Raw genomic sequence first — 13,717 nt, forward strand, 5'->3', positions numbered from 1 at the left:
TCACCGCCGGCCGATGGGGGTGTAGGCGGGGGCGCGGTCGGTGATGACGTCCGCGAGGTGGCGGGCCTGGACGGTCAGGGCGGTGCGGTAGGAGACACGGCGTCCGGCTGTCGGGTGGTGGGCGGCGGTGAGCATGCGGCGTTCGTAGGCGGCGAGGAAGACGCGGAGTGTGTCACGGTCCATGCGGCAGCCCGTTGTTCCCGATGTGTCGGTGGTGAAGCCGGTCGGGCTGACCTGGCCTCTGGTGCACAGGCCGACGACGAGATGGTCGACGATCAGCGGGCGGAACTCCTCGACCAGGTCCAGGGCCAGGGAGGGGCGACCGCGGCGCATCTCGTGCAGGTAGCCCACGGCCGGGTCCAGCCCGGCCAGTTCCACGGCAGCGACCGCCTCGCGGGTCAGGAGCGTGTACCCGAAGGAAAGCAACGCGTTGACCGGGTCGGGCGGCGGACGGCGGCGCCAGTGAGTGAAGGACCAGGTCGGGCCGAGGATCCGGCCGAGTGCGGCGAAGTGGTCGCGGCTCGCTGCACCCTCCACGCCCATGAGCGCGGCTTCGCTGGTTGCCATGAGCGCGGACTTGCGGGCGGTCAGGAGACGTTCGGCGGCCGGTTCCGCCTCCGTCGCGGGCGGCCCGCAGCAGGCAGGTCCGCATGTTGCTGATCTTCCCGGAGACGAAGGCCGTGGCCAGGTCGAGCTTCGCCGTACGTTTGTCGGTGAGCCGATGCTGTGCGTGGCGCAGTTCGACGTCGGGCCCGTAGGGGCCAGTGAGGCGGCCGAGGAACTCGCCGTCCTCCTCGGCCAGAACGAGATCGATACCGTGTTCGAGCGCTCGGCGCAGGAACGGACTGGTCAGCGTCGCCGGAGTCGTGCACACCACCTGCCGCACCCGGTCGAACGGCACTGACAGCAACGGCTTGTTCTTGCGGACGACGCGCAGTCGGGCGCCCTTGGCACGCAGCGACGAACCGGGCTCGGTGACGTAGACGGTCGACTCCAGCGGTGACACGTACGTCGTGGTACGGCTTCCGGAACGGGCCGTGGTGATCTTGCCGAGGAAGTCGGCACCCTCGTCGAAGCTCTCGATGCGGGACTTGTCCTCGTTCAACTCCAGATCGAGGCGTCGCACCGCCTCCTGCGCGATCTCCAGGACCTTCTCGCCGTCCACCTGCGTGGCGACGGGGATCGCGAAGTCGTCGCTGTAACGCAGTACGCGGAACCCGGCGCGCAACAGATCGCGGTCGAAGGAGTCCAGGTAGAGGTTGGTGAGCGCCGGCGACAACGAACTGCCCTGATACAGGCCCCGCCCCTGCCGCATACGGTGCGCGGCCGGGCCGACGCCCTTGCGATTCACCAGCCGGCCGACCAGATGACATACCTCGGCATCCGGCACGACCTCCCGTAACCGTGTCAGCGCACTCCAGCGCGGGATCCGCTCGAAGCAGTCCTTGACGTCCGCACGGACCACCCAGCGTGCGCCGTCGTCCCGGGCCTGTGCGAGGTCGTGCAGTGCGTCCGCCACGGACAGTCCCTTGCGGTAGGCGTAACTCCACGGCAGCAGTACGGCGTCGATCATGTCGTCGATCACCTCCATCAGCGCCCGCTCCACGATCCGGTCCTCCACGGCCGGCACCGCCAGCAGTCGCTTTCCGCCGGACCGCTTCTCGATCTCCATCGCGTACGCGGGAGACGGCTCCCAGGTGCCTGCGCGGAGCGCCCGACTCAGCGCGGCCAACCGCCCGAGGATCCCGTCGGAGTAGGCGGCCACCTGCGGGTTGACCTTGCCGTCCTCCAGGTCGTTCTCCTGCACCTCCCGCCATGCCTCGAGCAATGCGGCCTCGGAGGTGGCACGGTGCAACATCTCGGCCAATTCGGCCTCCTGGGAGGTATGAATTCCGGTGAATCGAAAAGTGGACAGGAAGTCGACGTCGCCGGTAACGACTTCCCTATGCATTGCGGGCTTCATGGCCGGTGGAATGGACGGCCAGCCGTTCGCCTGTTTGGGTCGAGAGTTTCTATGCCCTGCGGGCGACTCATCCGGCGGAACACGGAAGCATTCTGAAGCTCAACAGTAAAACGAAAGCGTTTCTATGCCCTGCGGGCGACTCATCCGGCGGAACCCTTCGCTTTGGGTGGGGCTCGTGGCCTGTGGAGATTGTGTCCGTTGCGCGGTGGGGCCTGCCAGTGGCTCTCAGGGGGTGTGGCGTAGGTCACTTTCGCGTCGGTCGTGGTGTTGAGCTGCTCTGATGAGCCGCGCGGGAAGGGGTTACGGAGGGGCTGGTGTCCGTTGTCCGGTTACAGGCGTGGTCCTCGTCTTGGGGTGCGGGTGGTGGGGCAGACCCCCTCTGGGGGCCGTGTCGTGCTGTGTCGCTCCGCTCTCCTACCATCACGCTGGTTGTCGCTCCGAACCCGTGCGTCGTTCCCGCGCCCGTGCCGGCGTATGGGGCGAAGCGGGTCAGGGTCGCGAGCAGGTGGGCGGTGTGGGGTGGGGTGGTGCGGGCCAAGCGGAGCGTGATCGTGCCGGTGAAGCCTGTGCGGAGGCGGTCGTAGCCGGAGTCCCGGGTGGTGGTGGTCAGGTTCAAGTGGTCGATGCGCAGGGCGCCTTGGAGGTCCTGCCAGGCGGTGTCGTCGATGTGGAGGGGGGAGTCGGGGCCGACGCCGGTGTTCCAGCTGCGGCGGTGACTGCCGAGGATGAGGGCGGGATCGGGGGTGAGGTCGGGTTCGCCGCTGCGCTGGAAGTAGGTGGGGGAGCGGAAGGTGAGTGTCGCGCGTGTCGTGGGGCCTGCCGCGGCGAGGGCGGCGAAGGATTCGGTGCGCAGCTCGGTGCGGATCACCTGGCACCTCGTGTTGCCCAGGCGCAGGAGTCGGGGCTCCAGTGCGGTGCCGGGTACGGCTCTCGCGCCGTACCAGGTCGCTCGCAGCCGCAGTGCGGTCGGGGACTGCGCGGTCGGCTGCTGGACCGTGAACAGTTTCTGCTGGGCCGTGTGGTCGGCGTCGTCTCCTTCGAAGAGCGCGCAGGCCAGGCCGTGGAGTTGGCGGGTGTCCGGGTTCCAGGCCCGGATCGTGCGCAGGTGCAGGGTGAGGGCGGCAGGCACGTCACCGCTCCCGGTCGGTGCGGACGAACGTCCCGCCCTCGCGCATCTTGTCGAGCCAGGTCGTGGCACAGTCGTGGAGGTCCTGGTCGGTGACCTGAAGCGTGCGCTCACCCAGGCGGACGCCCAGTCTCTTGTCGTCCTGGGGCAGGAACGTGCCGAGGAAGGCGAACGAGAACAGCCGCCGCCGTGTGCGGTCGGCACCGACGGTGCGGAGCCACACCGGTGAGGCCCGGCGCAGGTGTTCGGCGCCGTTCCGTACGTTGACGGTGTCCTTGTTCCTCCCGTCGTAGAAGGTGATGGGCAGTCCGAGGGCGCCCAGCGGGAAGTGGTCGCTGTTGCCGCGGATCACTTTTCTGTACTCGGGAGTGCGGACGCGTCCACCGGCGCCGGTCTCCGGGGGGTCCTCGCTCGCCCGGAAGTGGCGCCATTCCTTGCCGGCGGTGATGAGGAGGGACGGCCAGGTGGTGGCGCCCGGGCGCAGGGCCGCGGCGGTGTGCTGCCCGAGGACCGGGTAGGTGGGCCGGGTTCCGTGCCAGGGATCGGCGGTACGGGTGGCGAGGTCGTCCGGTGCCGTTTTCAGGGCGGCGAGCCATTCGCGGTGATGGGCCAGGACGCCGTGGTCGGCGGTGAGTCGGTCGAGGTTCTCGTAGTAGGCCGGGCCGGGGGTGAGGAGATCGTCCGATGTCCAGTCGCCGGGCAGCGTGCTGCCGCTGACGCCGGTGATGCGCAGCCCGCCGAAGCCCTTGCGGACGCGTGCACCGATGCCCCCGTACGTGCACAGGAGCCACAAGGAGGCCAGGGCGAGGGACGCGGCGGCCTCGGAAGTGCCCGGGGTGAAGCGAAGGTCCAGGTGGAAGTCGGTTTCGGCGGCGACGAAGGACCGGGTCAGGCCTTCGTGGGCGGGGCGCTTGCGCGGGGTCCTCTCGTAGAGGCCCTGGCCGAGGAGGTACTGGAGGTGCTCGCCGTCCCTCGCACCGAGGAACTTCGCCTCCGCGCGGTCGGCCGTGCGGGGTGGGTCGGGGATGCGCAGGACGACGGGGGACTGGTGGCCGGTGCCGCCGAACACCTCGTGTTCGAGGGCGGAGAGCAGGCGCAGGTCGTCGCCGACGACGGCTCCGGCAAGTGCCCGGAACCAGTAGCGCATGCCGCCGCGCAGCGAGGGGACGCGGATGCCCACGCCCTCGTCGTCACCGCCGTTGAACACCGGCGTGGTCGTCCGCAGGGCCAGGGTCGTCCAGGGCACGTCAGCCTCCGTCGTTCCAGGTGAGGTGGGCCAGGGGGGCGGTGATGGGGCGGTCGTCCCAGAGGATCTGGGAGAACACGCCGACGGCGAGCGACCAGGCGGTGGCCAGGGCGAGGACCTGCCAGGCGAGTCCGGTGGTGTGCCACAGATGGTGCAGCGAGATCCGGCCCGCACCGTCGGGGTCGGCCTCGGTGTAGGTGGCCGCGACGCACACGAGGACGACCAGGGAGAGCAGGAAGGCGTGGACGGCACCGGCGAGGAGGACACCAAACGCGCGGCGGAGGGCCTGCCGGCCGCTCACGTTGTGGTTGCGGACCTCGACGACGAGGTAGCCGAACGCGCCCACCACGAGGGCGGCCGCGGCGACGCCCCAGCGGGGGTGCGGGTCCGACCACCAGTTCATGGGGAGGGCGAGCAGCGCGAACAGGCCGAACGCGGCGGCGGCCGGGTAGCGCAGCAGCCATTGGGCGGCCCAGAGCGGGCCCTGTTTGACGACGCCGGTGATGAGGACGACGTACGTGAGGCCCGCGAGCGCCGCTCCCGTGTGGAACCAGTGGCCGCTCGCGAACCCCCCGACGGCGGCGGTGAGCACCGCGGCGGACGCGAGTGCGAGGACGGCGGCGCGCCAGCGGTCGCGCCCGGCCGGGGGAGCCAGGCGGGCGACGTGCAGGATCCGGAAGCGGGGGAGGAGATGGCGGTGGACGATGTGGCCGAGCACCGCGTTGTCGCGCACGGTCGGCCCGGCCGGCTCGTCCAGCGGACGGTGGCTGATGGAGAAGCGGCTGCGGCGCGACCAGCCGTCCGCGACGGTCAGGACGAGTTCCGCGTCGAGCGCGTCGCTGCCGACACCGGAGAGCAACGGGCTGCTCTGGTAGGTGTTCAGGGTGGCCAGCCAGTCCCGGCGGGCCTCCTCGGCTCTCAGGGCGAGCAGGGACCACGTCCGGTGCCCGAAGGCATTGCCACAGGGGTCGGCGGACTCCCCGGGATCTCCCGCCCAGACCGGATCCCTTCTGTGCCTGAAGGGCTCACTGAGGACGAGGAAGCGCAAGCGGTGGGCGAGCGGGCGCATCAAGTACGCGTCCGGGGCTGTACTGGTATGCAGGTGACGGTGGGCCGCCTCGGTGATCCAGCACATCCAGGACCAGACCCGTGCAGGTTCGGGTATGTGGCCCTCCGTGACGAAGGCGGACGCGACGGTCTCCAGGACGTGGTCGGGACTGAACAGCAGGGTGATCAACCGGGTGCGGCACAACTCGACCCGGTCCAGGGCCTCTTCCACATTGCCTCGGTCGACGTGGGCCGCCCCTTCCAGCGGCAGGAGAGGCCCGAAGAGCGGAACGATGTCCGCCGCCTTGAAGGCGTCGCTGTCGCGCCTCTCCCAGTCGCCGGGGCGGGTGGCACGCGCGGCGGGAAGTACACCTGCCGCCAACCGGCTCCGGAAGGCGTGCAGCTCCGGGGGCAGTGGGGTGGAGGTGCTCACAGCCCCAGGTCTTCCTCTGGGCGACCGATGAGGGCGAGCAGGCCCGCACCGAACGCGGTGAGCTCGAATCCGGTGCCGTCGGCGGTGCTGTCGTAGGCGTATCCCTCGAGTACCCGGTCGTCCGGCGGGCGCAGCGCCGTTCTGCCGTTCTCCCGGAAAGGGCCGAGAGCTTTGTGCAGGAGCCTCAGGTTCATCCTGCGCAACGGCATCCGGATGGCGCTCCCTTGGGTGTCGCGGTGCAGCATGAACGCCTGCACGGTGCCCTTTCTGGGCAGGGAGCGCAGTCCCTCGGCGAGGCCGATCAGGTAAGGGGTGGCGGCCTTGTAACCGGCGGAGAGGTGGAAGAGGAAGTCCTCGTCGCCGGAGTCGGCGACCTTGGTGACCAGGGTGCGGCCGAGGGTGCCGAGCCCTTCCATGGCGCGGGTGAAGTCGCTCTCGGTGCGCGGGTCGAGGCCCGGCACGCGCACGATGAGAGCGTGTCCGCGCGGGGCGGTGGGAAGCTCGGCGGGCCCGGCCAGGTATTCGACGCGGTCGAGGTCCCCGCCGGTGAGGGCGAGGGCGTTCCAGAGTGCGGCGGTGAGGCCGTCGACGGTGTCCGTCGCGAGCAGGACGGCCACGTCGTCCGCGGCCAGGAGGCGTCGGCCGCCTGGGGCGCGGGTGAGGGTGTCCAGTTCGGCGCTGCTCACGCTGGGCCACCGTCCGGGCCTGATCTCGCGGACGAGCCGAACCAGGTGCCGGTGCTGGTCGGTGCCGGCGCTGAGGCAGGCGGCGAGTTCGTCTGCCGCGGCCTCGCTGTCGGTTCCGGCGATGTCCGAGAGGACGCAGGTGGGGGACGTGTCGCGGATGGCGTCGGCGAGGTCGGGGTCCAGGCCGCGAATCCTGCTGGGTGCTTCCAACGCGTCGAGGAGGTTGGAGCCGACGGAGACGATGTGCAGGGTCACGGCCGGTCAGCCTTTCGCGGAAGGATCGGGGGACGGGGGCCAGTCGGGATCGGTGTCGATCTTCAGGTAGCCGTAGCCGGCCGAGGTCTTCGCTCCCGCGCCCAGTTCGTCGGCCGCGTCGCTCAGCCAGTGCTGCGCGCACCGGACGGCCTCGGCGTCGCAGCCGACGAGATCCACGGCGAACGTGGCTCCCCGCACGGTCAGGAAGGTGACCGGCACGGGGTTGTGGTGTTCCGCCGGTGGTACGAGCGGGACGGGGTCGCTCTTGTCGCCCACCGTCCGGTTCTCGTCGTCACGGGCGCTCTCCGCCGCCGTGTAGTACGGCTGTGCGTGGGGGGTGAGCACGTCGCGCTGCACGGCCGCCACCTCGGTCGGGAACGCGTCGAGGAACAGCACGCCGCCGCGGGACGCCTCACCGAGGCCGGTGTCCGCGGGCACATCTGCCCCGCCCACCGGGCGCGGCGTGCCGAACACCGCGTCGATCACCGCGGTGTCGGTGATGTTCCGCGCCGCCCAGGCCGCCGCCATCCCCTTCAGCCCACTGGCGGGGAGCACCGGCCAGCCGTACGTGCCGTGCAGGGCGATGCCGATCTCGTGGGCGTTGTCCTTGGCTCCCATACCGGTGATCAGGCGCCACTGGACTCGGGCGTGCAGGCGGACCACGGTGTGGCCGCCTTCCCGGAGGGCGAGCAGGCTGCGGGTGCGGCGGGCACGGGCCAGGGCGATGAGCTCCGCGTCCTGGCCGAGGTCGGCCCGGTCGGCCCAGCGCAGCAGGCGCTGGACCGCTCTCTTGTCGATGTCGGCTTTCCTGTCGGTTTCGGCCCGGCCCTGCGTCCACGTGACGAACGCGGTGCGGCGCAGGACGATCAGCGGGTTGGCCCCCTTGCCACCGCTTCCCTTTCCGCCGCCGAGTGTGCGCAGGCCGCCGCTGTCGCCGAGCGAGACGGCCTGCGAGAGGGGACCCACGGGTTTGCTGGGCCCCTGCACACTGTTCGCCCCCTCACTCACGCGGTTCCCTCCCCGGACGGCCGCGCCCCGCCGGTCGCCGCGCCGGAGTCGGCGTTCGCGTCGCGGAAGCGGGCCTCGGCGAGGCGGCTGAGCCAGCCGGCCAGTGCGGAGATCTCCGCCGACGCGCGGCTGTAGTCCGGCCGGTCCGCCCGCCCGAGAGCTTCGAGAAGTTCGAAGTCGTCTCTCCAGTGAGTCTTCCCACCGATGAGGGCGCGGTCGCCAATGTGCTTGCGGATTCCGTCGGCGACCTTCCGGTATGCGGTCCCGAGTGCGCTGTCGTCCCTTTTCGACAGGACGAACGCGTAGGTGGCGGCGAGCCCCGCGGTGTGCAGCATCACCGGCAGCTGCCGGTAACGGGTACGCAGTCTCTTGTCGATCTTCTCGGGGAGCATGTCCTTAGCGGCCAGGGCCATTGCCTGGTCCACCCTCCTGGCCGCGCTCATGCCGCACCCACCGCGCTCTCGATGCCGGCGCCGACGAGACGGCACCACACCAGTCCCTTGCCGATCGTCTCGTCGCCTCCGATCTGGATCTGCCGCCCGTGCAGAAGCTCCTTCACCTCGTCGACGACCAGCTCGGACAGCTCCGACGCGCGCAGTGTCAGGGAGGCGACGAGCAGTGTCTCGGCCGGGAGGTACTCGCTGTAGAACGGGCCGTGCTCCACGGTCTTGCCGCTGTTCAACTGGACCCGCGCGACCACTTCCGTGCAGTCGCGGTTCAGTTCGGGCATCACGTCGTCATCGACGACGAGCAGATCCCGCTTCAACTTGTCGGCGAACGGCTCGAACACGTCGTCCTCGCCGATCCCGTCCCCGGCGATCCGCTCCGCCCAGGCGACCACCGCGGCATCGGGCTTCTCCGCGAGCGGCACCACCAGCGGGCCGAGGACCTCGTCACGGCTTTTTCCGCACCATTTCGCATTCGTGGCCAGGGCCACGCCGTCCAGGGTGCGCTCCGGGGGCCCGAGGCGTGGACGCATCTCTTCGGGCAGGGCCAGATACTTGCGGGCCAGCCGTGCCAGGGCGAGATCCGAGGTGACCCAGGCGAACGTCTGCTGGAGCGTGGGGACGGGGAGCGCGACGAGCTGGGCGTCGCCGACGGCGAGCAAACCCGCGGTCGACGCTCCCTGGCCTGCCGCGGCCTCCGCACGGTCCGCCGCGTCCGCACCGTCCTCGCCCGGCGCCGCCCCGGACGGGGGATCCGAGCCGAACACCGTCCGCAGGATGTCCGGGTCCCAGCCGTCGTCACGCGCGGCCTGCCGGAGTGCGCCCTTGAGGCTCTGGCCCCACACCACCGGGTAGCCGGTTCCCGCCTCACGCTGGATCGGCAGGTCGATCACCCCGGAGGCGTCGGCCGCTCCGGCGTGCAGCGGGGATTCCGCGTACAGGTAGAGCAGCCACTCGTTCTGGGCCCGGCTCATGTCCACACTCCCGTCAACACCACTCCGAAACCAGCCGTGCGCAGCCGGTCCTCACGCCCCCGCCCGTACGCCGTGCCATGCGCGCCGGGCGCGTTCGAGCCGCCCAGCGCCCAGGCGCGCGCCGCGGCGGCGCCCGCGAACCGCAGGCGGTACACCGACCCGGCCGGCACCGCCCAGCGCAGCATCCGGTCACGCGGACGTCCGCCCTCCGGCCCGGGCGTGGCGGTGGCGACCGGTTCGGCGTCACCCACAGCGGCAGCCACCAACTCCGCCCCGTCGGGCGGCGGAAGCCGCCAGCCGTCCGGCCACAACGCCGACGTCGCCACGTACACCGCGACCCGGCCACCGCTGAACGCCCTCGCGTCCGATGGAGGCGCCGGCCACCGCACGGCGTCCGCGACCTCGACCCACGCCTGCCGCCCGCGCCCACCGAACCGCACGCTCTGCCGCGGCTCGACCTCGCCCCAGTCGTCGGGCAGGACGCACTCCGCGAGAAAGCCCCATCCCTCTGTCAGGCGCAGGTGTGCCGCCTGGTAGAGGAATCCGGTGCGCGCCGTGCGCTCCTCGGTGCGGGCCAGACCGACGTGCGGTTCGGTCTCCGCGGGATCCCGGGCCATGTGCCGTATCCCGTCGGCGGGCATCACCCGCGTGGTGAGGTCTCCGGCCAGGTAGCGCCGCATCTCGTCACCGGGCAGCCACCCTCCCCAGCGCTGTTCCATCCCCACCGACCCGTCCGCGCCGAGCCAGGACCGCACAGCGCCCAAGTCGGTGGTGGAGCCCTCGGGCATCTCCTGCGGGCTCAGCCGCGCCACCTCGCCCGTGCCCACGGCGACGACATCGGCCGGTGTACGGAAGTACGGGGTCCAGTTCCCCGTACGCGAACGGCGAGCCAGCACCGGACCCCGCACCTCGTCCGGCTCCCGGCCGAACGCGGCGCCGACCGCGCCGGCGATGGTGCTCGGGCTCGGCCACACCGCCCGGGCCGCGCTGTCCGCGCCTGCCTCGAACGCCCGCCCGTCGCGGATGAACAGCGAGTCGCGGGGCGTGAACGCCAGCCACACCGATCGGGTCACGCTCCGCCTCCCGCGCACTCCTGCCGCAGGAACGCGGCGACCTTCACCGGCTCGGCAAGCCGCGGACCGCGCCTGCCGGGCACCGGGCGACTCCTCTCGGCAGCCGCCAGCCGCACCAGGGCCTCCGCCTGCGCGCGCGTACCACCGTGACGGGTCACCAGGCGCCGCATTTCCGCTGCGAACAGGTCGTCGGGCAGGCTGACCAGCTCCGTCTCGTCGCGCAGGCAGTCCTGCACGAGCCGCAGCGACAGCCCTCCGGCGTCGCCGCCATCGCTTTCCGGCGTGCCGGAGAGGAACTCCTCGAAGTCCTCGACGGGGCCGCGCCTGTCCGCCGTACGCGTCCACGCCTGGACCGACTGCTCGCGCACGCCCGAGCGGCGCAGATACCCCACGGCGAGCCCGTTCTTCCTTTCGTCCTGCTCCTTCGCCGCTTCGAGCAGACGTTGGGCTTCGCTCACCGCCTGCTGCAGCGACGAGCGGTGGTGGAAGAAGAGAACTGCCGTGCTCGCGGTGGGCAGGGTCTCGGGTATCGCATCCTGGACGGCCCGGGCGGCGGCCAGTGCGTGCGCGGCGGGGGCGAAGGCCAGCAGGTCGTCGCCGCCCGCATAGACCGGGACGCCGAAGTGGTCGGCTTCCTCCAACAGTTCACACGTCTCCCGCGCCAGCGCCGACAGCCGCTCGGACACCTGTCGGTGCCACGCCTCCGTGACCGCGTTCCGTTGACGGCTCCCCGCGACCTCACCTCCGAGGAAACGCCCCATGCTGTCCAGGTCCTGCGCGATGACAGCGAGGTGAAGGACCGGCGGGCCCACACCTCGGTCCTTCATCACTTTGTGCAGGGCATGCGCGGCCCGCTCGCCCTCCGCAACGGCCCTCGCACGCTTCTCGGCGGGAACTGAAGGGAATTCCCTGGCAAGAACGTCCTCCTGCCAGGTGTCCCGGTAGACCCAGCGGCCCGCCGAACCGGCCAGCCAGCTTCTGTCCGCTGTCGGCGGAGCGTCAGCCGCGAACGCGGCCAGCGGTTGTTCCCGTCCCCGGTCCAGGACCTGCGCGGCCACGTGCAGCGCGGACACCGCACGGGACACCTGCCGATCGCTCATCGCGGCCAGCACAAGGAACCGGAAGGGCGCCGAGGCGATCGAACTCGTCGACGGGAACCCCCTCGGCACCTCGCCGGGGCCGCCGTCGTCTCCCGCGCCACCGATGCGGCGATAGCGCCGCTTCACCCAGTTCGCCGCCGCCAGCCGGTCCCGCTCATGGGACGGCACGCCCTTCGGCGGCTCCGGCTCGGCGGTCCAGCGGGGGCTGAGCGAGCACAACTCCCGGTCGGGCTCATCCACCGCGTCGAAGGCCCGGATGCGCTTGCGGGCGACGAGCAGGCGCTGCGCTGCGTCCCACTGCTCCGCGTAGTCCCCGGCCGAGGCCGGGACGCTGACCCACTGAACGCTCGGCATCCCCGGAGTCGCCACAGGCCTGCCCACCGCCTCGCGCACCAGCCCCGCCCAGTCCTGCCGCACGGCGTGGTCGGCGGCGGCAGCGACCTCGGCGCCCTTTCCCTCGGGCGCGAGCGCGACGATGCGGTTGGGCACCGTGGGGGCGCCAGGGGTGCCCGTCGACCCGCTGGCCAACCCGTCGTCCGGCTTGTTCGAGGCTTGTTCCAACGGCACGACGGCGGGAAACACGAGACGGGCACCGCGGCTCGCGCACTCCCGTGCGGCACGCGCGGACAGCCGCGCGACGATGGCGCTGCCGGCGCTCAGATCGGACGTGGTCCTGGACTCCGTGATGAACTGCTGGACACCCGAGACAGCGATCACGACCAGATCGTGATGAGTCTCGGCCAGGCTGTCGCCCGATAAGTCGCCGGTGCTCTCGCCCAAGTCTGAGGGGACGTACCCCTCCGATGCCGCATTGCCGCCTTCGGACACGCGACCCCCCGTAGTAGCAGCGTGAAAGCGTGAGGCCATTAGCTACCGGAGAACCACACCAGTGTGCAACCTCACCGCCTCGGTTCACGGCGCGGGTCAACTCCCGTGCACGGTCGCCGACAACGTCGCCCAGGGCATGGAACTCCTCAGCTCCACCACCGGCGTCGACCTGGCCCAGCTCCTCCAGGGCATCGCCGGACGCGGTACGGCCAAGATCCCGGAGCAGGTCGGACCCTCGACTCCGGCGCCGGCCGAGCCGTCCCGCATCAAGGTCGACACCACCGAGTAGAGCCTGGAATGGGAGCGGGGTGACACGCCGACACCCCTGACCACGGAGCCCGGACGCCCGAACAGCGCCCGGGCTCCGCTGTTTCCGGGGCTGCCCGCGACTTGCGCACCCCGCCCAGCAGTCGCTCGTGCACGGCATCCGTCCCGGCAAGCGGTGAGGCCATGCCCCGATCAGCCGCCCCTGCCCCGCGCCTCCGGCTAGCTCTTGCGCCCCACCGCGCAGTAGGCGTCGACGGCGGCACCGCCCCCACCCGGCTCCCCGGTGGCCTCCGGCCGCCACTCCGGCACCCGCACGACCCCCGGCTCCACCAGCTCCAGCCCGTCGAAGAACCCGGCGATCTCCTCGACGCCGCGCACGTGGTACGGAACGGCACCACTCGCGTTGTACGCCTGGGACGCGGCGATCATGCCCTCGCTCGTCGCCGTACTGTCACTGATCACCAGGTGGCTGCCCGACCCGAGCCCCGCCATCAGCCGGCGCACCAGGTCACGGGCCTGCCCGTAGTCGCCCACATGACCGAGCGTGTTGAGGATCACCAGGCCGACCGGCTGGGTGAGGTCCAGCGTCCCGGCGGCGGCCCGCAGGACGGCCTCGGGGTCGTAGAGGTCGGCGTCCAGATAGTCGGTCCTGCCCTCGGGTGTACTCGTGAGCAGGGCGTGCGCGTGGGTGAGAACGATCGGGTCGTTGTCGACGTACACGATCCGCGCGTCCGGAGCGACGCGCTGCGCCACCTCATGCGTGTTGTCGGCGGTCGGCAGTCCGGTCCCGATGTCCAGGAACTGCCGTATCCCCTGCTCACCGGCGAGGTACCGGACGGCCCTCCCCAGGAACTGCCGACTGGTCTGCGCCACGTCGACCAGCCCGGGGAAGATCCCCTTGATCTCGTCGCCGATCTCCCGGTCGACCTCGTAGTTGTCCTTGCCGCCGACGAAGTAGTTCCAGAACCGCGCCGAGTGCGGCTTGGTCGTGTCGATCCGGGCACGTGTCGTGAAACCGGCGCTGTCCTGACTAAGGTCCTCGGACACGGGTGAGCCTCCTGTGGTGGGCGATGACCAGTGCAGCGCCCCCAACCTATGCGAACTGGCCATGACACGCGCAGAGTTCACGGCCTTCGAAGCGCAACCGCCGACCCGGCCGATCATGGCGACCTGTCCGCCGGGCCGGGCCGCCGCGACCGCCTGGCCGGCGCCGCGACGGGCCGTCAGTAGCCCGCGCCGATGCGGCGCCAGCGGCGGCCGCTGGT

The 13,717-nt window shown here is 71.3% G+C and carries 10 protein-coding genes and 3 pseudogenes; 1 reads left to right on the top strand and 12 read right to left on the bottom strand.

The genetic code is table 11. The features are described 5' to 3' along the window. The 11 genes and pseudogenes from cas1 to DEP02_RS09590 form a co-directional block, all read right to left on the bottom strand. Window positions 1-1,065, bottom strand: a pseudogene (cas1, locus tag DEP02_RS35280) (CRISPR-associated endonuclease Cas1); the annotation flags it as partial. Further along, window positions 1,061-1,963: pseudogene (locus tag DEP02_RS35285) on the bottom strand (reverse transcriptase domain-containing protein); the annotation flags it as partial. The pseudogenes cas1 and DEP02_RS35285, both read right to left, overlap by 5 nt. 244 nt (window positions 1,964-2,207) lie before the next feature. Next, window positions 2,208-3,092 (bottom strand): CRISPR system precrRNA processing endoribonuclease RAMP protein Cas6, encoded by an 885-nt coding sequence (gene cas6 / locus DEP02_RS09555; RefSeq protein ID WP_157977397.1) that lies wholly within the window; start codon window positions 3,090-3,092, stop codon window positions 2,208-2,210. 1 nt (window position 3,093) lies between these two features. After that, the gene (cmr1, locus tag DEP02_RS09560; protein WP_157977398.1) at window positions 3,094-4,335 is read right to left on the bottom strand and encodes a type III-B CRISPR module RAMP protein Cmr1; all 1,242 of its coding nucleotides are present in this window, start codon (window positions 4,333-4,335) and stop codon (window positions 3,094-3,096) included. Window position 4,336: 1 nt separating this feature from the next. Continuing rightward, the gene (locus tag DEP02_RS33315) at window positions 4,337-5,815 is read right to left on the bottom strand and encodes a hypothetical protein (protein ID WP_157977399.1); all 1,479 of its coding nucleotides are present in this window, start codon (window positions 5,813-5,815) and stop codon (window positions 4,337-4,339) included. Then, complete coding sequence (locus DEP02_RS09565; RefSeq protein WP_112466910.1) at window positions 5,812-6,756, bottom strand: hypothetical protein; 945 nt, start codon at window positions 6,754-6,756, stop codon at window positions 5,812-5,814. Before DEP02_RS09565 ends, DEP02_RS33315 begins: the two co-directional genes overlap by 4 nt. Before the next feature lie 6 nt (window positions 6,757-6,762). Further along, the gene (cmr6, locus tag DEP02_RS09570; RefSeq protein ID WP_157977400.1) at window positions 6,763-7,764 is read right to left on the bottom strand and encodes a type III-B CRISPR module RAMP protein Cmr6; all 1,002 of its coding nucleotides are present in this window, start codon (window positions 7,762-7,764) and stop codon (window positions 6,763-6,765) included. Then, the gene (gene cmr5, locus DEP02_RS09575) at window positions 7,761-8,177 is read right to left on the bottom strand and encodes a type III-B CRISPR module-associated protein Cmr5 (RefSeq protein ID WP_157977401.1); all 417 of its coding nucleotides are present in this window, start codon (window positions 8,175-8,177) and stop codon (window positions 7,761-7,763) included. Before cmr5 ends, cmr6 begins: the two co-directional genes overlap by 4 nt. A 26-nt stretch (window positions 8,178-8,203) precedes the next feature. Beyond that, entirely contained in the window at window positions 8,204-9,184 is a 981-nt protein-coding gene (cmr4, locus tag DEP02_RS09580) for a type III-B CRISPR module RAMP protein Cmr4 (RefSeq protein ID WP_112466913.1), read from the bottom strand. Then, the gene (locus DEP02_RS09585; RefSeq protein WP_157977402.1) at window positions 9,181-10,257 is read right to left on the bottom strand and encodes a type III-B CRISPR module-associated Cmr3 family protein; all 1,077 of its coding nucleotides are present in this window, start codon (window positions 10,255-10,257) and stop codon (window positions 9,181-9,183) included. The genes cmr4 and DEP02_RS09585 overlap by 4 nt, the downstream gene beginning before the upstream one ends. Next, window positions 10,254-12,074, bottom strand: coding sequence for a Cas10/Cmr2 second palm domain-containing protein (locus DEP02_RS09590; RefSeq protein WP_198668364.1), 1,821 nt, complete (start codon window positions 12,072-12,074; stop codon window positions 10,254-10,256). The genes DEP02_RS09585 and DEP02_RS09590 overlap by 4 nt, the downstream gene beginning before the upstream one ends. Before the next feature lie 190 nt (window positions 12,075-12,264). Here DEP02_RS09590 and DEP02_RS09595 point away from each other — a divergent pair. Next, window positions 12,265-12,474: pseudogene (locus tag DEP02_RS09595) on the top strand (hypothetical protein); the annotation flags it as partial. Window positions 12,475-12,671: 197 nt separating this feature from the next. Here the strand turns inward: DEP02_RS09595 and DEP02_RS09600 are convergent. Continuing rightward, window positions 12,672-13,499, bottom strand: a complete 828-nt coding sequence (locus DEP02_RS09600) for an SAM-dependent methyltransferase (protein WP_112466916.1) — start codon at window positions 13,497-13,499, stop codon at window positions 12,672-12,674. Between the last annotated feature and the right edge of the window lie 218 nt (window positions 13,500-13,717).

Source organism: Streptomyces triticisoli, assembly GCF_003270085.1.
In the GTDB taxonomy this organism is placed as follows: Bacteria; Actinomycetota; Actinomycetes; order Streptomycetales; family Streptomycetaceae; genus Streptomyces; species Streptomyces triticisoli.